The organism is Amycolatopsis sp. NPDC028719 (assembly GCF_055565395.1).
Window position 1 is genome coordinate 252,254 of record NZ_JBVHUL010000014.1, and the last position, 21,420, is coordinate 273,673.

Annotated in this window: 20 protein-coding genes; 11 read left to right on the forward strand and 9 right to left on the reverse strand. The window is 69.7% G+C overall.

The window, feature by feature from the left end; all coding sequences use genetic code 11:
- Positions 1 to 35 precede the first annotated feature (35 nt).
- The 4 genes from ACZ4TR_RS44345 (at position 36) to ACZ4TR_RS44360 (ending at position 4,582) form a co-directional block, all read left to right on the forward strand.
- On the forward strand, positions 36 to 776 hold the full coding sequence (locus ACZ4TR_RS44345) for an SDR family oxidoreductase (RefSeq protein ID WP_465294570.1): 741 nt from the start codon (positions 36 to 38) through the stop codon (positions 774 to 776).
- A gap of 60 nt (positions 777 to 836) precedes the next feature.
- Positions 837 to 1,586: an SDR family oxidoreductase gene (locus ACZ4TR_RS44350; protein ID WP_465294527.1), complete on the forward strand. Its 750-nt coding sequence runs from the start codon at positions 837 to 839 to the stop codon at positions 1,584 to 1,586.
- A 617-nt stretch (positions 1,587 to 2,203) separates the two neighbouring features.
- Complete coding sequence (locus tag ACZ4TR_RS44355) at positions 2,204 to 2,416, forward strand: hypothetical protein (RefSeq protein WP_465294529.1); 213 nt, start codon at positions 2,204 to 2,206, stop codon at positions 2,414 to 2,416.
- Positions 2,417 to 2,701: 285 nt separating this feature from the next.
- On the forward strand, positions 2,702 to 4,582 hold the full coding sequence (locus tag ACZ4TR_RS44360) for an amidohydrolase (RefSeq protein ID WP_465294531.1): 1,881 nt from the start codon (positions 2,702 to 2,704) through the stop codon (positions 4,580 to 4,582).
- 566 nt (positions 4,583 to 5,148) lie between these two features.
- Here the strand turns inward: ACZ4TR_RS44360 and ACZ4TR_RS44365 are convergent.
- From ACZ4TR_RS44365 to ACZ4TR_RS44390, 6 genes are all read right to left on the reverse strand, one after another.
- A complete protein-coding gene (locus tag ACZ4TR_RS44365) occupies positions 5,149 to 6,081 on the reverse strand; it encodes a helix-turn-helix transcriptional regulator (protein ID WP_465294533.1) in 933 nt (310 codons plus the stop codon).
- A gap of 216 nt (positions 6,082 to 6,297) precedes the next feature.
- The gene (locus ACZ4TR_RS44370) at positions 6,298 to 7,197 is read right to left on the reverse strand and encodes a TIGR03619 family F420-dependent LLM class oxidoreductase (protein ID WP_465294535.1); all 900 of its coding nucleotides are present in this window, start codon (positions 7,195 to 7,197) and stop codon (positions 6,298 to 6,300) included.
- Positions 7,198 to 7,208: 11 nt separating this feature from the next.
- A complete protein-coding gene (locus ACZ4TR_RS44375; protein ID WP_465294537.1) occupies positions 7,209 to 8,642 on the reverse strand; it encodes an APC family permease in 1,434 nt (477 codons plus the stop codon).
- A gap of 73 nt (positions 8,643 to 8,715) precedes the next feature.
- On the reverse strand, positions 8,716 to 9,423 hold the full coding sequence (locus tag ACZ4TR_RS44380) for a type 1 glutamine amidotransferase (protein WP_465294539.1): 708 nt from the start codon (positions 9,421 to 9,423) through the stop codon (positions 8,716 to 8,718).
- Positions 9,423 to 10,688 (reverse strand): cytochrome P450, encoded by a 1,266-nt coding sequence (locus ACZ4TR_RS44385; protein WP_465294541.1) that lies wholly within the window; start codon positions 10,686 to 10,688, stop codon positions 9,423 to 9,425. Before ACZ4TR_RS44385 ends, ACZ4TR_RS44380 begins: the two co-directional genes overlap by 1 nt.
- A gap of 8 nt (positions 10,689 to 10,696) precedes the next feature.
- Entirely contained in the window at positions 10,697 to 12,046 is a 1,350-nt protein-coding gene (locus ACZ4TR_RS44390; protein ID WP_465294542.1) for a glutamine synthetase family protein, read from the reverse strand.
- A gap of 117 nt (positions 12,047 to 12,163) precedes the next feature.
- On the opposite strand from ACZ4TR_RS44390, the gene ACZ4TR_RS44395 reads away from it, so the two are divergent.
- Together ACZ4TR_RS44395 and ACZ4TR_RS44400 are read left to right on the forward strand one after the other, a co-directional pair.
- Positions 12,164 to 12,958 (forward strand): acetoacetate decarboxylase family protein, encoded by a 795-nt coding sequence (locus ACZ4TR_RS44395; protein ID WP_465294544.1) that lies wholly within the window; start codon positions 12,164 to 12,166, stop codon positions 12,956 to 12,958.
- Between the two features lie 17 nt (positions 12,959 to 12,975).
- On the forward strand, positions 12,976 to 13,497 hold the full coding sequence (locus tag ACZ4TR_RS44400; RefSeq protein ID WP_465294546.1) for a MarR family winged helix-turn-helix transcriptional regulator: 522 nt from the start codon (positions 12,976 to 12,978) through the stop codon (positions 13,495 to 13,497).
- Here the strand turns inward: ACZ4TR_RS44400 and ACZ4TR_RS44405 are convergent.
- Both ACZ4TR_RS44405 and ACZ4TR_RS44410 read right to left on the reverse strand, forming a co-directional pair.
- Positions 13,485 to 14,192: a gamma-glutamyl-gamma-aminobutyrate hydrolase family protein gene (locus tag ACZ4TR_RS44405; protein ID WP_465294548.1), complete on the reverse strand. Its 708-nt coding sequence runs from the start codon at positions 14,190 to 14,192 to the stop codon at positions 13,485 to 13,487. The genes ACZ4TR_RS44400 and ACZ4TR_RS44405 overlap by 13 nt on opposite strands.
- Positions 14,185 to 15,693, reverse strand: coding sequence for an aldehyde dehydrogenase family protein (locus tag ACZ4TR_RS44410; RefSeq protein WP_465294550.1), 1,509 nt, complete (start codon positions 15,691 to 15,693; stop codon positions 14,185 to 14,187). The genes ACZ4TR_RS44405 and ACZ4TR_RS44410 overlap by 8 nt, the downstream gene beginning before the upstream one ends.
- A 70-nt stretch (positions 15,694 to 15,763) precedes the next feature.
- Between ACZ4TR_RS44410 and ACZ4TR_RS44415 the strand changes: the two genes are divergently transcribed.
- Genes ACZ4TR_RS44415 through ACZ4TR_RS44435 form a run of 5 tightly spaced genes read left to right on the forward strand, consistent with a single transcriptional unit; the run spans position 15,764 to position 20,384 of the window.
- On the forward strand, positions 15,764 to 17,227 hold the full coding sequence (locus tag ACZ4TR_RS44415; protein ID WP_465294552.1) for an aldehyde dehydrogenase: 1,464 nt from the start codon (positions 15,764 to 15,766) through the stop codon (positions 17,225 to 17,227).
- Positions 17,227 to 18,129 carry a DODA-type extradiol aromatic ring-opening family dioxygenase gene (locus ACZ4TR_RS44420; RefSeq protein WP_465294554.1) on the forward strand — a complete coding sequence of 301 codons (903 nt, stop codon included), beginning with the start codon at positions 17,227 to 17,229 and terminating at the stop codon, positions 18,127 to 18,129. Before ACZ4TR_RS44415 ends, ACZ4TR_RS44420 begins: the two co-directional genes overlap by 1 nt.
- Before the next feature lies 1 nt (position 18,130).
- Positions 18,131 to 18,979: a fumarylacetoacetate hydrolase family protein gene (locus ACZ4TR_RS44425; RefSeq protein ID WP_465294556.1), complete on the forward strand. Its 849-nt coding sequence runs from the start codon at positions 18,131 to 18,133 to the stop codon at positions 18,977 to 18,979.
- Positions 18,980 to 18,994: 15 nt separating this feature from the next.
- Positions 18,995 to 19,210 carry a ferredoxin gene (locus ACZ4TR_RS44430; protein WP_465294558.1) on the forward strand — a complete coding sequence of 72 codons (216 nt, stop codon included), beginning with the start codon at positions 18,995 to 18,997 and terminating at the stop codon, positions 19,208 to 19,210.
- Position 19,211: 1 nt separating this feature from the next.
- Entirely contained in the window at positions 19,212 to 20,384 is a 1,173-nt protein-coding gene (locus tag ACZ4TR_RS44435; protein ID WP_465294560.1) for an NAD(P)/FAD-dependent oxidoreductase, read from the forward strand.
- Positions 20,385 to 20,487: 103 nt separating this feature from the next.
- Here ACZ4TR_RS44435 and ACZ4TR_RS44440 read toward each other — a convergent pair whose 3' ends face one another.
- Entirely contained in the window at positions 20,488 to 20,970 is a 483-nt protein-coding gene (locus ACZ4TR_RS44440; protein WP_465294562.1) for an AsnC family transcriptional regulator, read from the reverse strand.
- Positions 20,971 to 21,420: the final 450 nt, after the last annotated feature.

Sequence of the window (21,420 nt, forward strand, 5' to 3'; positions counted from 1 at the left end):
GAACGCGCCCGGAACAGAGGAGAAACGTCGTGAAGATGAACGGGAACACCATTTTCCTGGCCGGTGGCACCTCCGGTATCGGCCTCGGACTGGCGCTGCGGTTCCGCGATCTCGGCAACCAGGTGATCGTGAGCGGCCGTCGCAGCGGGCTGCTGGAACGCATCGCCGCCGAGCACGAAGGCGTCGGCACCGTGGCGCTGGACGTGACCGACCAGGCCTCGGTCACCAGGGCCCACAACGAGGTGATCAGCCGGTATCCGGACGTCAACGTGCTGATCAACGTCGCGGGGATCATGCTCCCGGAGAACGTGCTCGACCCGGCGCACCTGACGGTCGCGGAGGCCACCGTCGCCACGAACCTGCTGGGCCCGATCCGCGTCACCTCCGCGTTCGCGCCGTACCTGGCAACGAAGGCACACGCCGCGATCATCACCGTCTCGTCCGGACTTGCGTTCGTACCGCTGCCCGTCACCCCGACGTACAACGCCACGAAGGCCGCCGTCCACTCCTACACCGAGGCGCTGCGTGCGCAGCTCGCGCACACCTCGATCCAGGTCCTCGAACTGGTGCCGCCGCCGGTGCGCACCACGCTGATGAACCAGGAGAACGACGAGCGGTCGATGCCGCTGGAGGACTACCTCACCGAGACGATCGACCTCCTCCGGGACGAGCCCGACGCGCGGGAGGTCCTCGTCGAGCGGGTGAAGTGGCTCCGCTTCGCCGAGCGCACCGGCACCTACGAGCAGGCCTTCACCGCCCTGTCGGGCGCCCACTGACGGCTTCGCCGACCAGCACAGCCCGACCGGATCAACCCCCATCACCGAAAGGCATTCGACATGACGGATCTCAAGGACAAGGTCGCCCTGGTCACCGGTTCGGCCCGCGGCATCGGCAAAGCAGTCGCGCTGCGCTACGCCTCACTGGGCGCCAAGGTGGTGGTCAACTACAGCAGCAGCGAGGGCGATGCTCTCGCGACGGTGCAGGACATCCGCGACCTCGGCTCCGACGCGGTCGCCATCCGGGCCGACGTCTCGGACGTCGCGGCGCTGGAAGACCTCTTCCAGGAAGCCATGCGCGCATTCGGGAAGATCGACGTGGTCGTCGCGAACGCGGGCGTCGAACTGGTCGACCAGCCCATCTCCGAGACCACCGAAGAGGAGTTCGACCGGCTGTTCTCCATCAACACCAAGGGAACGTTCTTCACCTTGCAGAAGGCGGCGAAGCACATCGCCGACCACGGCCGGATCATCTACATCGGATCGAGCACCACGAGCCTGCCGTATCCCGGAGTCGGGACGTACGGATCCAGCAAGATGGCAGCCCGCTACACCGTGGAGGTCCTCGCCCAGGAGGTAGGGTCGCGCGGAGTTACCGTCAACACGATCCTGCCGACTGCGATCGAGGGCGCCGGGGTCTTCACCGTCCTCGCCGATGACGCCCCGATCCGCAGCGCGGTCGCCCGGCCGATCGAGGGCCGGCTCGGGCGCGTCGACGACGTCGCGGACGCGGCGGAGTACTTCGCCGGCCCGCTGGCCCACTGGGTCAGCGGCCAGACCCTGCTCGTCGCGGGCGGAGCCCTGCAGTAACGACTGCCGTGGCCACCGGTAGCCGCTCACACGAGCGGCTACCGGTCTTCGACGACGGCCAGACCTGGCACATACCGGTCCGCAGAGCCCTTCAGCGGCGCGTCGAGTTCGCAACGGCGGCGAACGACGGGTCGACATGGGCACTGCGGCATCCACCTCACGGGAATTCCACCGTTTATCGAGCGCGTGTGAACATAGTCGAATAGAAAGCTTCGACAAATGTTGAACCTGTTCTTGAACCAGATGTCGGTGTCGTTGCTATGCCGTCCTCACACTCGTCCAGGGTGACAGGGTCGTTGGGCAGTTGAAATCAGCAGGGCTATGGCCAAGGCAAGCACGCCTGCCGATTGCAAGTATTGTCGTCTCATAGTTGTCCTCATGTGATCGAATCCATGGTGTTCCAGCCCGAGCGTCCGATCATGACCCGGGACGCCGAGTGCGGTGTCGGTTTTCCAGCCGCTGAACGGGTAGCGCATCAGGGCGCCGTCGGTGTGCGTCCTGGACGGGGCCGTGGCTCCGGTGGGCGGGTCCGACTCGTCCCGTGGGGCGGGCCCCGCCTAACCGACGACGGCGGATCAGCCGTGGCCCGGCCGCCTACCGGCCCCTCCCCTACGCTGGTGCTGCCCGAACCGACACCCGTGCGCGTGCTCGATCCAGTCGGCGGAGACGTCTGCTGCACCGACCGTGGCGAACTCACCTACCCGCCCACCACGGTCACGGTCGCGCAGTCGCAGCCTTGCCGCTACGGCCCGGCACGGGCCACAGCCTCTGCGCCGACGAGCCAGACGGCCGAAGGACGATCGCTCGATCGCGGCAAAGCGCCGCAGTGAGGACGCGGGCATGACGACACACGGTTCCGCACGCGTCGAGGCGGAGCAACCTGGCCCGCCTCGAGTGCCGCTGATCGACAGCGAGAACTTCTTCGGCGTTCCGAACTCGACTCGGCGGTGCCGGATTGACCTCAGCGGCACTCGTATTGACCACGGCAGCACAGTTTGCGGTCAAGGCCGGCCGAGCCGAGCCAGAACACTTGACGAATCTTTCGGACCCAAACAGTATCGCCCGCAGTCGACCCGGCCGAACGGCCGATCATCCAGCGACTGTGGGAGTTCTTCATGAATGACAATGGCATCAGCCGCCGCAGCTTGCTCGGCGCCGCCGCGGCGGCAGCGGTCACGGCGGGAGTGACCAGCGTGGCAGCGGCTGGAGCGGCCCGGGCCACCTCGCTGACGGCGGACACCGTGGTGCTCGGCGGCAAGGTTCTTGTGCTGGACGAGCGATTCCGCCAAACCGAGGCCGTCGCAATCAAGAACGGCCGCGTTCTCGCCACCGGAACCAACCGAGAGATCCAGCGACTCGTCGGCCGCCGCACCCAGATCGTCGACGCGGCCGGCGGCACCGTCGTTCCGGGCATCAATGACTCGCACCTGCACTTCAACGCCGTCGGGCTCCAGGCGCCGCCGTTCAGCTACCCCGTGGACACCGCGACTATCGCCGAGCTTCAGGATGTCCTCCGCCAAGCCCTCGCCGCTGCGGCACCCGGCGCGTGGATCCGAGGTGGAGGATGGAACGACAACCGGTTACCCAAGGCTCCGGATCGCCGTGACCTGGACGCCGTGTCCACCGACCACCCGATCTACCTTCAAGACTTTTCCGGCCACGCTGTCGCCGTCAACTCCAAAGTGCTGGAGCTGGCCGGCATCACGAAAAGCACGCCGAACCCGCCCGCCGGGCGGATCGAACGGGACGCCGACGGGGAGCCCACCGGGGTCTTTCGTGAGGTGCCGGCCATCGGCCTCGTCTCCGGGGTCGTCCCTGCTTGGACCAAGGACGAGATCTCGAAGGGCATGGATTCGGCCGTCGCGGCGCTGCACGCGCTCGGCATCACCAGCCTCACCGAACCCGGCATCACCCTCGACCTGCTGAACCTCTACGAGGAGAAGTACCATGCCGGAGAGCTTCCGCTGCGCTTCACGATGATGCTCCGGGGTGGGACCGGCGTGGCCGCGCTTCAGGAGGTGCTCGATCGGTACCGGCCGCCCCGGAACGTGGACCCCCAGATGCTGCGCGTCAGCCAGGTCAAGCTGATTGCCGACGGCATCCCGACCGCCGCGCGCACGGCATGGCTGCACGAGCCCTATCTGGACGGCACCAACGGCGTTCCCCTCCTCGACGGCGCCTCCATCGAGGAACAGGTGAAGACGTTGCACGACCTCATCAAACTGGCCGCCCAGCACGGCTTCCAGGTCGGCACCCACTCCACCGGCGATGCCGCGATCGACGCCGTGGTCGACGGCTACATCGCCGTTCTCGGGCGGCAGTCCCGCCGCAACCCGTTGCGGCACTACGTCATTCATGGCGACCTCACGCCGAAGGCGACACTGCGGGAGATGGCGCGCCATGAGATAGCCGTCAACATGAATGCCACGATCAAGTACCTGCTCGGCAGGACCCTGGACACAACGATAGGTCCGACGCGAGTCGACTACCAGTGGCCTTACCGCACCGCGCTCGACCTCGGCGTTCGGGTGTCGAGTGCGTCCGACGCCCCGGTGACCCCGGCGAACTGGCTACAGGGCCTTACCGGTGCCGTCCTGCGTGAAGGTCAGTTCGGTGGCACAGCGGGCGAAGCCGAGCGGATCTCCATCAAGGAGGCTCTGATCAGCTACACCCGGGCCCCGGCCTGGCAGGACCGCGCGGAAGGCTGGAAGGGCACGCTTCAACCGGGTTACATGGGCGACATCACGGTCGTTGAAGGCGACATCCTGGGCGCCGACCCACACGACCTCCCTGGAATGAAGATCAGCGCCACGATCGTGGGCGGCAAGGTCGTCCACGACGCAGGCTCGTCGACCGCGAAGAACGCCGTTGCGACCGCTGCCCTCGTGAAGGGGATGGGCCACGAGGAGGCGAAGAGCTGTTTCGAGCGGGGTCTGTGTTGTTGCCGACTGGCCGAGCAGGTGCACAGCGGCGCTGGACTGGTCCACAGCGTCTGACGAATCCACGCGGCCTACTATTTGAGATATCCCATCTCCCGGTAGCACTTTTCCGCACCCGGGTGCACGGGAACGTCCTGGTTCCGCCAGACAGATTTGGAGTCGTAGGAGTACCCTCCAGGAATCGCAAGTCGTTGTTCTGGGTCAGCACAGTCCAGTATTTCGACTCCGGGTTTGGCGCCGGGCTGCCAATCGAGCCGACGACGAGGTCGAAGTCGGTGCCCCGCGCCGAAGCCGACCCTGGCGTCGATGCGTTCCGTGGTACCGAAGGCGAGGTGATCGGCGTCGAGCGGAGGAGGAACGTCGTGGCGGGAGACCACAACCGTACTCACACGCGCCGGCGAACACCGGGCGCTTGACCTCGAAGCCGGTCCTGCCCACTTCGACGGTCTTGCCCTGGGGCGCCGAGGCGGACGGACTGCTCGACGGCGTGGTTTCGTTCGTGCTCGGCGACGAGGTGCAGCCGGCAACCGCGATCGAAATCGCGACCGCCAGCGCGCTTCCCCGGAAGTTTTTCGAGATCCGCGCGGCGGCCACGAAATTGTGCCGCTTCGGTCAACGCCTCTTCACGGTAAAGTCAATCCTGCGCTCCTCCGGTACCGTTCAGGACTCACTCCGAACCGGCGCGAGAATGACCTACTGAAAACGCTTGGTTCCCGATATCCCCACCGGGCCGCGATTTTGGCGACGCGCTGGTCCGCTTTGAACGGATCCAGTAGGTCGTTCCGGATCCGGTCCAGCCGCCGATCGCGTACATAGCCGGACACCGTTGTTCCGTGGTCCGCGAAGATGCGCCGGACGTAGCGCACGGAAAGGAAGTTCCCCCGCGCCACGGCCATCGCCGAGAGGTCGTCCTCCGCAAGGTGCCGTTCGATCCAGTAGGTCAGCTGCGCGAAGAGTGCGTGCGACCGGATGGGAACGACGGCCTCTCCCCCTTCGCCGACGACCGCATGCAGGCACGCAGCGGTCGCGTCCGCCACCAAGACCGCGGACACTCCGGTGCATGGTTCGGAGTGGCTCGCGATACCTCGGAGGAGGGAAGCGAGCAGCGGGGCCGAAGGCCGGGATCCGACGTCGTGCGTCGCGCCGGGATCGAGCGCGACCGGCCCGAGCCCGAGCTGCCCGAGCGGGACCTTGACCACCATGTAGCGGTGGTGGCCGTCAGCCCGCACCCGGAAGGGCGATGCCGAATAGATGCCGAACTCGCCGACACCCAAGTGCGTCGTGTCGCCGCCCTGATCGACGGATATCTCGCCCTCGGCGACGTACCCCAGGACAAGGCTGTCCGGGGGCGGCGTGGACCGGCGCGGCGGATTGAGCGGAGACGCGTCGATCTGCTCGCCTTCCAGCACACAGAAGTGGACCGTTCCCAGCCTGAAAGCCCGCACCACGCGTGGCCTGGCCGCGCTTCGGACGACGACGGCGTCGCGGGACTCGCCGGCTGGGCGGCCCTCGTCGCCGAGGTGCCCGAAGAGCATATGCTCCGGTTGCGGATTCACTTCGCTCGACCTCCGAATCGCTCAGGCTACTGCTCGGAGTCGGTCGCACGGATCGATGATGCTGCCGGCGATGCCGATAGCCTGCGCCAAGACCGACCAGCACCACACCGACCGGCCGATCGTCGTGGTGTCGCCCCGAGCACGGCGGGTTCGATCGTCACGGTGCCGGCGGTCGCCTCGCGGCGCAGGTCCACCGCGGCGCCTGACTCCGGACCGTCAGCACATCGCCTCGGCCCGGCGCATCACGTCCCGGCACAGGCGCCCGACGTCACCGGGATCGTCGACGAATTGAGACGGCTTCAGGCAGAACGTCGTGAACCCCTGCTCGAGTTGCTCGGGCAGCGCGGCCATCGCCTCCCCGAGATCAGCGCACGAACGCCGGTCCGGGAACACCGCCCGCGTGCCGCCGACCAGTTCCAGCTCGCCGGCCAACGTGGCCCGAAGCCGATCGAGGTCCTCGGTGGAGGGTACACCGAGCGGGTGGAAACCGTGACCGTAGCGGGCGATCCGGTCCAGCAGCCGGTCGTGCAGGCGCTGCCCGCCGAACCACATACGCGGGCCGTCCTGGCGATACGCCTTCGGTTCGAAGTAGACGTTCTTGAAAGAGAAGAACTCCCCGGAGTAAGACGCCGGCGAGAAACGCCACAGCAGCTCCAGGACGGCCAACTGCTCGTCGAGGATCCGCCCCCGCCGCGCGAACGGCACGCCGAGGGCTTCGTACTCGTCACGGCTCCAGCTGACTGTCGGCTGCACGACCAACCGACCCTCACTGAGCAGATCCAGGGTGCCCAGCTCTCTCGCGAGCAGCAGCGGGTGCCGAAGCGGCGCCAGGATCGCCCCGGCGACCAGCCGCAGCCGCGAAGTCACCGACGCGATCGAGGACAGCAGCGACAGCGAATGCGGCCACGGCGTGAACGGGTCCTGGTTGCCCGGCAGCGCATATTCGCGCGGATTGGCCATCACACCGCGGTCGGCGGCGTCCGGGCCGAGAACGACGTGTTCGCTGATCATCACGGCGTCGAAGCCGCTGTCCTCGGCCTCCCGTGCCCACCGCACCAGCGTAGGCAGGTCCCGGCCCGAGGTCAGCGTCCAGTTCTCGCTGAGGATCAGCACCATCCGGGGCGGAGTCATGCACGCGCCGTCGTGCGCCGGAAGGCCGCCACCAAGCCGAGTACGAAGACCGCAGCGGCCACGTAGGGCGCGTAGCTGATCGGCGCGCCGACCTTGTACACGGCCCCGAAGATCGCCGCGCCGGTGACGACGATGCCGACCGTGCCGGCCAGGTACACCGCCCAGCGGCGCCGGTGATCACGCAGGCCGCGCAGCGCTCCCACCGACATCAGCAGGTAGATCACGGCAAGGGAGAACCCGCCGAACGTTGAGCCCCAGCTGAACATCGCCACGTAGTGCGGCATCTCCGGCTGCGCGAGGAAGCCACTCCAGACGACAGTGAGGACGAGAACGACCGCATTGACGGCCACGACGACGCCGGACGCGGCCAGCGGGGTGCCGCGGCGGCTCACTTTCCCGAGCGCGGCGGGCAGCCGGCGGTCGCGGGCCAGAGCGAACATGCCCCGCGCCGCCGCCACGGCGCAGCCGATCAGCACCGCGAGCATGTCCAGTACCACGACCAGCTCCAGCACCCGCCGGACGAGCACCGATCCGAATCCGCCGTCGGACACCGGCCCGGCCAGGCCGAACAACGGCGCGCCGGCGTTCTTGCCGAGCGTCTCCAGGTCGAAGTCATAACCCGCCACCTGGCTGTAGGAGCCGATGACGTAGAAGACGGCCACGGTCAGGACGGAGATGAGCACCGCCCGCGGGATGTCCCGCTTCGGGTGCAACGTCTCTTCGCCGAGGTTGGCCGACGTCTCGAACCCGGTGAAGAGGAGAACCCCGTAGAGCACGCCGAAAAGGACACCGCCGAAGCCCTGCGGTGACGCGCTGGGGGTGAAGGCGGTGGCGACGTCGTTGGCCGCGCCGACCTTCGCGATCACCACGACGAAGAAGACGAGCACGACGGCGAATGAGACGAGCGCCAGGACCAGCTGGGCGCGAGTGGACAGCGCGACACCGAGGTACAGCACGACCGAGAGCCCGGCCAGCAGGAGCAGATCCCAAGCGGCCTCGGGCAGCGGCGTGACGCCGAACTCGGCCTGCAGGGTGTCGTGGACGGTGCCGCCGATCATCACCAGGATCCCGGCTCCGAGCGCGATGATCCCCGCGTAGTAGAGGAATCCGGCCGCGGCACCGATGCGCTTGCCGAGGCCGTCGGTGACGTAGTCGTAGAGTGATCCGGCGGCCTGAATGCGCTTGGTGTATTCGGAGACGATCCAGCCGAGGCCCAGCACCCCGACTGCGGCGATCACCACCGAAAGCGGTGCGGCCGCGCCCGCACCGCTGCCGGAGGCGTTGAGCCCGACCAGCAGCGGGACCAGGAAGGCGATTGAAAAGACCGGCCCGATCACGCCGACGGACTGCGCGATCGCGTCCACCAGCTTGAGGGAACCACCGAGCCGGTGGCCGGTGGTCTCGCTTTCTGCAACGGCATGGTCGACCATGGGTGCCTCCTCGGCTCCGCCCCCGGCGCGGAAATCGTACGGGTTCAAACGTTTGGACAGCAATAGTCTGCGGTCAGCTCGCGAAGATTTCGTTCAGGTAGCCCGAAACGAGGGCCGTGGTACGACGCTGCGCGTCCGCGGCGAATCGGTCGGCATCGGTGACGAGATCCGCCGGGCGCAGCCCGAGCCCCCGCGCCTGGGCCGCGCCGCCGTTGGCCACCCAGCGCCGGATGCCGGCCGGGGTCACCTCTGGGTGGAACTGGACGCCGAGGCTGCGGCCGATCCGGTAGGCCTGTGGGGCCGCGGCGTTGCGAGCGAGCTCGACCGCGCCGGGAGGCACGGTGAACCGGTCGAAGTGCCACTGGAACCACGGTCCGGGCGGCACGAGGTCCGGGCGGTCGGATTCGACGGCCACCCAGCCGATCTCCGGCGACGGCGACCGTGTGACCGTGCCGCCGAGGGCGCGGGCCAGCGCTTGCGCTCCGAAACAGACGCCGAACACCGCGCCGCCGCCGGCCGCCGCGGCCGCCAGCCACCGCAGCTCCGGCCCCAGCCACCGGCCGATCCGGGTGTCGTCGACGCCGGCGCTCCACGGCGCACCGAGTGGCACCAGCAGGTCGTAGGCGGCACTGTCCGGAAAGGACGGTTCGATGTCCGGCGCATGGTGGCGGTCCTCGGGCACGACGACGAGCTCGTCGACGCCCCAACCGAGCTCGCGCAGTGTGGCGCCGACGTACCCCGGGTCCGAGTGCGCGTCGTGGAGGACACACAGCGCGCGCATCAGGTGGTCTCGACCCGCACGGGGAACTGCTTGATGCCGTTGACGAAGTTGCTGCGCACCCGCCGGACGTCGCCGGCGCGCTCGATGCGGCGCAGGCGCGGCAGCAGCGTCTCGAACATCAGCCGGATCTCCATCCGGGCCAGGTTGTTGCCCAGGCAGAAGTGCGGGCTGCCCTTGCCGAAGGTGACATGGTCGTTGGGTTTCCGGGTCACGTCGAATGTGTAGGGGGCGTCGAACACGTCCTCGTCCCGGTTGCCCGAGGCGAACCACATGACGACTTTCTCCCCTGCCTTGACGTGCTGGCCGCACAGTTCGACATCGCGGGTGGCGGTGCGCCGGAAGTGGTAGACCGGGCTCGCCCAGCGCAGCATCTCCTCCACCGCCACGGGGATCCGCTCCGGCTCAGCCTGCAGCAGCGCCAGCTGGTCGGGATTGTCCAGCAAGGCCAGCATGGAATGACTGATCGCGTGCCGGGTGGTCTCGTTTCCCGCGACCACCAGCAGCAGGAAGTAGTTGTCGAACTCGGTCGCGGTCAACGGCTCGCCGTCGGCCGGAGTCCGGTTGACGAGCCGGCTGACGAGGTCCTCGCCGTTGCCACCACGGCGCTGCCGGGCCAGCTCGCGCCCGTACTCGAAGACCTCCAGCGACGCGGGCGAGCGGAACGGCAGGTGCTTGTAGCGGTCACTCTCGGCGTCGCCGAGCAGGACGTCGGCGTAGTCGGGGTCGGTGTTGCCGATGATCCGGTTGCCCCAGGCGATCAACCGTCCGGTGTCGCGCGCGGGCACGTCGAGCATCCGGGCCAGTACCTGGATCGGGAAGTCCGCGCTGACTTCCTTGACGAAGTCGAACTCGCCGCGCCGCAGCGCGGCGTCGACCGTGGCTTCGGTCAGCCCGCGCAGGAACTCCTCGTACTTCTTCAGCGTCTGGCCGCCGAAGTCGCGCTGCAGCAGCTTGCGCAGGGCCCGGTGGCGGACGCCGTCGGATTCGAGCATGGACCGACGGAGCTCGGCCAGGTCGTCGTCTTCGACCTCTTCGAGGTTGACGTACCCGGTCGAGGTGAACGTCTCGGCGTCCCGGTCGACGGCGACGATGTCCTCGTGCCGGGTGAGCGACCAGAAGCCGGAGTTCGGCGCCGGTTCCGGGTTCCAGTGGACGGGTGCTTCGCGGCGGAGCACATCGAACCGGGGCCAGGCCTCGTTGCGTTCGAAGACGCCGAGGTCGGTGAGGTCGACCTGGTCGACCGTCAGGGGGTGCGCGGTGGTCATGGCACTCCTCAGAGGTGGTAGGCGTACTCGCGGAACTCCCAGTCGGTGACGTATCGGGAGAACCGCTCGAGCTCGTTGCGCTTGTATGCGAGGAAGGCCGTGACGAACCGGGGGCCGAGCAGCTCCGCGAACGCTGTGTCGGCTTCGAGGGCCTCGAGCGAGGCGCCCAGGTCGCCGGGCAGCTTCGGGGACTTCGCCGGGTCGTAGCCGTAGCCCTCCAGCGGAGCAGGGGCGGCCAGGCCGTCCTGGATGCCGAGGTACGCGGCGGCGAGCAGGCCGGCGGTCACGAGGTACGGGTTGGCGGTGGCGTCGCCTTGGCGCAGCTCGAGCCGGGAGGCCCGGCCGCGTTCCGGCGGGATTCGGATCATCGCGCTGCGGTTGTCCAGGCCCCAGTCGATCAGCCACGGCGCCAGGGTGTCCGGGCCGAACCGCTTGGCGGAGTTCACCGTCGGGTTGGCCAGCGCGGACAGCGCCGGGGCATGCGCCAGGATCCCGGCAATGGCGGCGTGGGCGGCCTTCGAGAGACCGTATTCGCCCGCCGGGTCGTCGAACAGCGGCCGCCCGTCGTCGTCGGCCGTGGAGAAGTGCAGGTGGAAGCCCGAGCCGCCTTCGTCGTTGAAGGGCTTGGCCATGAACGTGGCCAGTTTGCCCTCACGGCGGGCCAGCTCCTTGACGGCGGTCTTGAACCGGAAGGCCCGGTCGGCGGCGTCGAGGGCCTCGGAGTGCCAGAGGTTGATCTCGAACTGACCGCTGCAGAACTCGTGGTTGGCCGTCACGACGTCCAGCCCATACCCGGCCAGAGAGCGCAGCGAGCGCAGCAGCAGGTTTTCCGGGTCGCCCTTGCTGCCGGAGACGTAGACGTTGCCAGTGGCCTCGCCGTACCGGCGCCAGCCGCCGACCGCGTCCGGTTCGAGCACGTAGAACTCCAGCTCGGGGCCGACGACCGGGCGCATGCCGAGCTCGGCGAACCGGGCCAGGACCTGCTTGAGCACCTGGCGCGGGCTCTCCGGCGCCGGCGCCCCGTCCGGGTCGAAGACGTCCGCGAGACAATGCGCGACGCCAGGCTCCCAGGGCACGTCGGTCAGGGTGGCCAGGTCGGGGAACGCGACGACGTCAGGCAGGCCGTCGGCGAGACCGCCCTCGCCGAGGTCGACGACGTCACCCAGGGGGCTGGTGCCGTAAACCGTGCGGCAGAACGCGACGCCGTCGCCGAGCGTCCGGGCGAAGTTCGCGACCAGGACATCCCGGCCGCGCTCGGTGCCGATGAAGTCGGGGTAGCCCAGCCGGACGACGTCGATGCCGCGCCCGGTCAACGCGGCAGCGGCGGCCGCGAGGGCGTCCTCGTCGAAGTGACCCACGACACCTCCCTGAGTTCGTTTGAGTCCGAACGATAGCTGCGGCCTCACAACCTGACAAGCCTTTCCGCCGGTCACTCATCGTTGTATCGTGCGGATCCAAACGATTAAGGAGGGCTCGTGGCCGGTTTCTTCTACCCCCGCACGGCGAGCGGGCGGGCATCGCTGATCCCCGCGCCGCCCTGGTTCTACTCGGGCGACCTGCTCACCGTGGAGTACCGGACCGACCCCGCCCGCGTCGCCGAGCTGCTGCCGGCGCCGCTCTCGCTCGCGGACGAGGACCCGGGCGCGGTCGCGCTGATCTGGGCCGACTGGCAGTCGTGCTCGACCTCGCGGGAGGAACTCCTGGACCCCGTGCGCGCCCAGTACAAGGAGGCGTTCGTCGTGGTCCGGTGCGCCTTCGAAGGCCGGACGTACTCCCGGTGCGTCTACATCTGGGTCGACAAGGACTTCGCGATCGCCCGGGGCATCCACCAGGGCTACCCGAAGAAGCTCGGCTCGATGTGGCAGACCCGGCCGCACCCCTTCGCCCAGGCCGCACCACAGCCCGGCCCCGGCGCCGTCTTCGGCGCAACGCTGGCCGCCGGCGACCGGCGGCTCGCCGAAGCCGTCCTGACCCTCACCGGGGAGTCGCCGACCAACGGGTTCGTCAACGGGCACCCGATGGCGCACCACCGCGTCCTGCCCGGCATCGGCCGGGGCGAGGCCGACGCGCACGCCGAGCTGATCGAGTCCGGCGCCAGCGCGTTCGAGGGTGGCCAGGCCTGGCGTGGCGACGTCGAGCTGCGGTTGTTCGACGCGCCCACCGAGGAACTGGCGCGGCTCGAGGTGCACGAGGTGATCGGCGGCTACTACCGGCAGGTCGGCGTCACCTGGGACGGCGGGCGGCGGCTGGCGGAGCTGCCGTCCGTTTGAGGCCGTACGATCGAGGTATGCCGGACGGATACAGCCTCGCCGAAACCGAAAAGGCGATGTCCGCGCACATCGCCAAGCTGGCGCTCGACCTGCCCGCCGCAGCGGCGCTGTCCAGCCTGTACCGCGCGGCCAACGCCGTCCGCAACCACCTCACCAACGCGGTCCTGCGCGAGCACGACCTCAGCTGGACCGGCTTCGTCGTGCTGTGGTGCGTGTGGATCTTCGACGGCCTGGAGACCCGGCACGCGGCGACCGTCGCGGCGATCTCCAAGGGCACGCTGACCGGCGTCGCCAAGACCCTGGAGAGCCGCGGCCTGCTGCGCCGTGAGGTCGACGCCGCCGACCGGCGGCTGGTGCACCTGGTGCTCACCGACGAGGGCCTGGCCTTGATGGAGGACCTCTACCCGCGGTTCAACGCGGCCGAGGCCGAGGTGGTGGCCCGCATCAGCGCCGGCAAGCTGACCACGATCACCAACGGCCTGCGGACCATTGTCCAGACGGTCGAGGACAAGGCCTGGGAAGCCCCTCAGGCCGACTGAGCGGCGACCTCCTCCCGGGCGGCGGCCACGAACACGCCGAACACCGCCGCCTGGGCCGGGTCGGTCGCGGCGGTGTCCTCCGGGTGCCACTGCAGCCCCAGAAACCAACCACGGGCCGACGGCAGCTCGATCGCCTCGGGCACGCCGTCCGCGGCCTCGGCCACCACCGTGAGCCCGCTGCCGAGCCGCCCCAGGCCTTGGTGGTGGAAGCACGACACCGCTGCCGCGTCGCCGACGAGCGACGCAAGCCCGCTTCCCCGCTCGACCGCGATCCGGTGCACCCGGTGCCGGTGGCCGGGCAGGTCTTGGACTACGTCACCGCCGAGGGCCACGTTGACGACCTGCGCGCCACGACAGATGGCCAGCAGCGGCCGCCCGGCAGTCAGCGCCCAGGCCGCCACCGCGAGGTCGAACGCGTCCTGCTCCACGTCGACGTCGTACTCGCTCGGGTGGGCGTCCTGGCCGGCCCAGCTCGGGTGCAGGTCGCCGCCGCCGGGCAGCAGCACACCGTCCGCAACGGACAGTCGCGTCGCGGCCTCGGCGGGGTCGGCCGGGTGCATCAGCAGCGGTTCACCGCCGGCCGCATACACCCCTTCGACGAGGGCACGGGCCCCGACCTCGGCCCGGTACCGCAGCGCGGACGCGCTCGCCGAGAAGCGTGCCGGGACGACGATCAGCGGCCGCCGGTCAGCCATGGTGGATCCAGGTGGTCTTGAGGTCGCGGTACTCGTCCAGGGCGTGCCGGGACTTGTCCCGCCCGAAGCCCGACAGCTTCACCCCGCCGAACGGGACCGAAAGATCGCCCTCCTCGTAGCAGTTCACCCACACCGTCCCGGCCCGCAGCCGCCGCGAAATCCGGTGCGCCGCCCCGAGATCCGCCGTCCACAGCGCGGCCGCCAGCCCGTACGGTGTGTCGCCCGCGACGCGGATGGCCTCCTCTTCGTCGCCGACCACCTGTACGGCCAGCACCGGGCCGAAGATCTCCTCGCTCAGCACGGGGTTGCCTGGCGCGCATCCGGTCAGGACGGTCGGCTCCAGATAGCTCCCGCCGGTCTCGGCCAGCACCGGCTCCCCGCCGGCGACCAGCCGGGCGCCGTGGCCGACCCCGCGGTGGACAGCGGCGCACACCCGGTCCAGGTGCGCCGCGTCGACCAGCGGGCCCATCTTCGTGTCCGACAGGAGCGGGTCGGCCGGGAACCAGTCCCCCGCCGTCGCGAGGACGCGGTCCAGCACCCGGTCCGCGACGTCCCGGTGCACGACCAGCCGCGAGCCGGCGGTGCACATCTGGCCGGAGTTGAAGAAGATCGCCCAGGCCGCCGTGTCCGCGGCGGCGTCGAGATCGGGCGCGTCCGGCAGGACGATGTTCGGCGACTTCCCGCCGAGCTCGAGATAGACGCGCTTGAGGTTGCTGTCCGCGGCGTACCGCAGGAAGTGCCGCCCGACCTCGGTCGAGCCGGTGAAGGTCAGGACGTCGACGTCCGGGTGCTCGCCGAGGCGACGGCCCACCACTGCCCCGTCACCCGAGAGCACGTTCAGCACGCCCGGCGGCAGACCCGCCTCGACCCCGAGCGCCGCGACGCGCTGCATCGAGAGCGGGCTGCGCTCGGCCGTCTTGAGCACCACGGTGCAGCCCGCGGCGAGCGCCGGGGCGAACTTCCAGCCGGCCAGGGTGAGCGGGAAGTTCCACGGCACGACGGCGGCCACAACCCCGGCGGGCTCGCGGGTCACCAGGGCGAGCTCGCCCCCGGCCGTCGGGGTCACTTCACCGTGGTCCTTGTCCGCGAGTTCGCCGTAGAAGGCAAGGGTCCGGATCAGCGCGCGCAGCTCGATCTCGTAGGCCTGCCGGATCGGCTTGCCCATCTCCAGGCTGACCAGCAGCGCGAGCTCGGCCCGGTGCGCGTCGACCAGCGCGGCGAAGCGCTGCAGGACTTCGCCGCGTTCACGCGGATGCAGCCGCGGCCACGGACCACGATCGAACGCCTCCCGCGCGGCCGCGACGGCCCGGTCGGCGTCGCCCGCGCCGGCCCAGGGCAGCTCGGTCAGCACCGAACCGTCCCGCGCGGACGGCACCGGGCGGGCCCCGGCAGCCTTGCGGGGTTCGCCGGCCACGAACAGCCCCTCCGGAACCCGGACGGTGGCGGCCAGCGCCACCCAATCCGTACCGGCGACCGGATCGTCCACCTGCAGTGCGGTCATCACCACTCCCTTGACCCGGAACAAGACGGCGGATACGTTTGGATCCGAACGATACCTCTTGGAGGGCGTCATGAACACCGCGCTCGTCGCCGGAACCGCCGTCGACACCCGCCACTGGATCGGTGGCCGCCGGGTCGGCTCGGACGGCACGTTCGAGGACCTGTCCCCGATCGACGGCCGGACCATCGCCCGGATCGCCCGTGGTGGGCAACGGGAAGCCGACGCCGCCGTCGCCGCGGCGAAAGCGGCCTTCCCCACCTGGGCCGCCACTCCCCCGGCCGGACGCGCGCGGCTGCTGCGCGCCATCGCCGACGGCGTCGAGAAACGCCTCGAAGAACTCGCCATCGTCGAGACCACCGACAACGGCGCGCTGATCCGCTCGCACCGCCGCGGCGTCATGCCGCGGGTGGCGCACAACTTCCGGTTCTTCGCCGACTACCTGGAGCACGACCTCGGCCACCCGGACTTCGAGACCCGCGGCCACCGCAACCACGTCAGCTGGGACCCGGCGGGCGTGTGCGTGCTCATCTCGCCGTGGAACGCCCCCCTGATGCTGGCCACCTGGAAGGTCGCCCCGGCACTGGCCGCCGGGAACACCGTGGTGCTCAAGCCGTCCGAGTGGTCGCCGCTGACCGCGTCGCTGCTCGCCGACATCGCCGCCGACGCGGGACTGCCCGATGGTGTCCTGAACGTCGTGCACGGCATCGGCGAAGAGGCAGGCGCCGCGCTGGTCGCCCACCCGGACGTGCGGCGCATCTCCTTCACCGGCTCGGTGCCCACCGCCAAGGTCATCGCCCGCTCGGCGGCGGCCAACCTGACGCCGCTTTCCCTGGAGCTGGGCGGGAAATCACCGTTCCTCGTGTTCGCCGACGCCGATCTGAACCTCGCGGTCGCCAACGCTGTCGAGCAGTACGACAACGCCGGGCAGGTCTGCCTGTCCGGCACCCGGATCTACGTCGAAGAGTCCATTCGCGACGAATTCGTCCGGCGGTTCCTGGAGCGCGCCGGACGACTGAAGCAGGGCGATCCGCGGGACGAGGCGACCGACGTCGGGCCGTCCGTCCACCCCGATCACGTGTCCCGTGTGGACGGTTTCGTCCAACGCGCGAAACGGAACGGAGCGACCGTCCTGCTCGGTGGCGGTCCCAACACCGACCTCGGCGGGCTCTACTACCGGCCCACGCTCTTCACCGACGTCGACCCGCGCAGCGAAATCGCCACCGAAGAGGTCTTCGGGCCAGTCCTGGTGCTGCACACGTTCCGCGACGAAGACGAGGTGGTGGACGCCGCCAACGACTCGGCGTTCGGGCTCGCCGCAATGGTCTTCACCGGCGACGCCGAGCGAGCCGAACGGGTCGCCGCCCGGCTCGTCGCCGGAACCGTGTGGACGAACTGCTTCTTCGTCCGCGACCTGCGTGCCCCCTTCGGCGGGGCGCGGCAGTCCGGAATCGGCCGGGAAGGCGGCACCTGGTCGTTCGATTTCTACTGCGAGGTCAAGAACACCGTCTTCGCTCCGCAAGGCTGGAGGTCCTGATGGGTGAAGTAGCCGGGGCGGGTCTGCTGGCCCACGTCCCCACGATCGTCCTGCCCGAGGCGGAACGCCGGGCGCTCAACCACGGCGAGGACACCACCCTCGTCGCCGGGCTGCGGCAGCTGCGCACCGAGATCTTCGATACCCTGGACTACGACACCGTCGTAGTGCTCGACTCGCACTGGGCCACGACCGTCGAGTTCGTCGTCACCGCGCACGACCGCCGCTCGGGGCTGTTCACGTCGGAGGAGCTGCCGCGGGGCATGTGCCGCCGCCCGTACGACTTCCCCGGCGACCCCGAGCTCGCCCACGCCGTCGCCGCCAAGGCGGACGAGCACGGGACGTGGATCACCGCCGTCGACGACCACCACCTGCCGATCTTCTACGCCACCACCAACCTTTGGGAGTACCTGGGCCAGGGCCTGCCGGACAAGCGCTGGGTGTCCATCGGGGTGTGCCAGACCGCCGAAACCGAGGACAACCTGCGGCTCGGCCGGGCCCTCGGCGACGCGATCGCCGAGCTGGACCGCAAGGTGCTGCTGATCGCCTCCGGGGCCATGAGCCACACGTTCTGGCCGCTGCGACAGCTGCGTGACCACGAAGCCGCCGGGGTCGAGCACATCTTCAGCCCGGAGGCCGCGGCCGCCGACGCCGAGCGGCTCGGCTGGTTCGCCGCCGGCGCCCACGAACGCGTGCTCGCGACCATGCCGGACTTCCTGCGGTACAAGCCGGAGGCCCGGTTCGGGCACTACCTGATGATGCTCGGCGCGCTCGGCGAAGGCGACTGCACCGCGAAATCCCGCCAGTACGGCGAATACGAAAACTCCGTCGGCACCGGCCAGGTCCACGTCTGGTTCGACCGGCCGGCCGACGGCTTCCCCCGCCCCCGACGCACCGAGGTGTGACGTGACCGAACACCGCCGCATCCTGCTTGACGGCGCCATCGTCGACGTCGTCCGCGACGGCACCGTCCTGCGGGCCGCCGACGGCCGGGAAGTCACCGCCGACGACGCCGTCCACCTGCCGCCGGTGGTCCCGACGAAGATCATCGCCGTGCACCTCAACCACCACAGCCGGGTGGCCGAGTTCGGCACGAAGCTCCCCGCTGCGCCGACGTACTTCCACAAGCCGACGTCCTCGCTGAACGGGCACAACGGCGCGGTGGTGCGTCCGGCAGGCTGCCAGTGGCTCAACTACGAAGGCGAGATCGCCATCGTGATCGGCCGCGTCACCCGCAACGTCTCGCCGAAGGAAGCCGCGGACCACATCGCCGGCTACACCATCGCGAACGACTTCGGGCTGCACGACTTCCGCGACACCGACGCCGGATCGATGCTGCGCGTCAAGGGTTCCGACACGCTGTGCCCGCTCGGCCCCGGCCTGGTCGACGACTGGGACTTCCGGGGCAGGTCGATCCGCACCCTCGTCAACGGCGAAGTCCGGCAGGAGGGCAGCACCGACGAGATGGAGTGGGACATGCACTACCTCGTCGCGGATATCGCCCGCACCATCACCCTGTTCCCCGGCGACGTCCTGCTGTCCGGCACGCCGGCGGGCTCACGCCCGGTGCAGCCCGGCGACGTCGTCTCGGTCGAGGTCGACGGGCTTGGGACCCTGACCAGCGACATCGTCTCCGGTCCGGTGCCGATCCGCACCGACGTCGGCGCGCAGCCGACGGAAAGCGAAGAAGTGCTGTCCACCGCGCTGGGCGGCGACTGGAAGTTCCGCGGCATCCGGCCGCCCCGCCGATCCTGATCCCTGGGAGTGACCGTGCACATCGTCGTCGATCTGACCAAGTGCCAGGACCACGGGCAGTGCGTCTTCTCCGCGCCTTCGGTGTTCTCTTTGGACGGACAGGGGAAGCTGTCCTTCCGCGCGGAGGCGGACACGATTTACGTCTCGCCCCCGCTCGGCGAAGACCACCGCGACGACGTCGAAGAAGCCGCGGACGTCTGCCCGCTGCAGGCGATCACGATCGAGGACTGACGTGGCCGTGGACCGGGTGGTCGTCGTCGGCGCGTCACTGGCCGGGTTGCGTGCCGCCGAAGCCGTGCGCAAGGCCGGATACACCGGCGAGGTCGTCGTCCTCGGCGACGAGCCGCACATGCCGTACAACCGGCCGCCGCTGTCCAAGACCGCCCTCGGCGCGGAGCCGGCCGACCTGGCTTTCCGGATCCCTCGACACGCCCGCGACGTCACCTGGCGGCTCGGTGAGGAGGTCACGTCCGCGGACCTGGCCGCACGGACGGTGACCTGCGCCGGCGGCGAGGTGCTCGGCTGGTCCGGGCTCGTGATCGCCAGCGGCCTCCGCCCGCGGCGGCTGCCGCTCCCCGGCCCGGACCGCTGCGTCATCCGGACCCTCGACGACGCGACCCGGGTGCGCACCGCACTCCGCCCGGGCGCGCGGCTGGTGGTCGTAGGCGCCGGATTCATCGGGTGCGAGGTCGCCGCGGCCGCACGGAGCCTCGGGGCGGAGGTCGACGTCGTCGCGCCGGAGAGCGTCCCGGTCGAGCGCCCGCTGGGGCGGCTGCTGGGTGCGGCGCTGCAACGCCGGCACGAGGCCCACGGCGTCCGGTTCCACCTCGGCACCGTGCCGGTCGAGTACCGGGCTTCGTCGGTCGTGCTGCGCAACGGCCGCGAGCTTCCGGCGGATCTGGCGGTCGAGGCTGTCGGCTGCACACCGGCCACCGGCTGGCTGGCCGGCACCGGGCTGGACCTCACCGATGGCGTCCTGTGCGACAACCTCCTGCGCGCGGGCGGCCGTCCCGACGTGGTCGCGTGCGGCGACCTCGCCCGCTTCCCGAACCCGCTGTTCGACGCCGTCCCCCGCCGCGTCGAGCACTGGACCATGGCGACCGACACGGCCAGACGCGCGGGGACGACGCTCGGCCGTCACCTCACCGGCTCGGCACCGGACGAGACGCCGTTCGCTCCGCTGCCGTCGTTCTGGAGCGACCAGTACGACTTCCGCCTCCAGTCCTACGGTGCGGTCGACTTGGGTGACGAGCTCCGCGTCCTCGACGGCGACCTCGACGGCGAGGCCGCCGTCGGCTACCACCGGGACGGCCGGTTGACCGGGGTGGCGCTCGTTGGCCTTGGCGCTCAGTACACGCACTACCGCTCGATGGTGACCGCGGAGCGCAGCCGCGCTTTGCGATAGCGCTCGAGCTGTCCCCGAACCGCCTCGAGAACACCGGTCCGAACACGCTCGACGCCCCGAACCCCAGCGGGCGCCGATCAGCCCTGCCCGACCAGCGACTCCTTCAGACGCGGTGTCGCCGCGTCGGGCCGGCGCCCGACGCCGCCAGCGAACCGTCGAAGGTCACAGGCCGGGGTCCGCGTTCTACGGGCGGATGTCCACGGTCGAATCCAGGACCGGGCGACATCAATAGGGTGGCAGCGCGAGGTCGCCGAGGAGACGATCCGCGGGCACGGCGTGATCGTGGCCGAGTACTTCGACGAAGGGTGTTCACGCCGGCTGCCCTGGCGCGAACGGCCCGCTGCGGCCCAACTGATGACAGCCGCGGAGCACCCGAACCGTTCGTTCGACGCGGTCGTGATCGGAGAGTACGAGCGGGCATTCTATGGAGACCAGTTCGACGAGGTGCTGACACCCCCACGATCTCGGCGAGGTCGCGCATGGGGATGCGGGCGTCCTGCTGGAGTTCACGCACGAGCTGCCGATCGATCCGATCCATGCTCGAGTTTTCGACCATCTTTCGAACATACCTCAGCATCAAGTGCATCTCAGCGGGTGTTCGGTGGATATTTGTGGCATGAGTCGAACAGATCCCTGCCGAGTCGACGGTAGAGTGTGGCTCGACAGGTGATCGCGGGGAGCCTCCGGTGTTCGGACTTGATCTTCGCAGATCCAGTCCTGTCAGGACTCCCCGTCCGTCTTCTTCAGGCCCTGCAATCCGTCGCGACGCACGGCCACGCTCCCGCACACGTGAGGCGCTCAGCGAGGGAAGCTCCGTTGGTGAGATCACCTCAGTGAACAGCCGGGCGATCTGGTCGCCATTTTACCCAGGGCTTCGAGCACGAGGATGGCAACGACAATCGCCATTGCCTCAACCGCGACCGCCGGGTGGGGGGGGGGGGAAGGAAAACGCCCCCCCCACGGGGGGCTCCTCCCGCCCCCACAGGGTGCGCCCCCCCCCCCCCTTCTCCTTGTTGTCCCAACGTTGTTTTCCTCT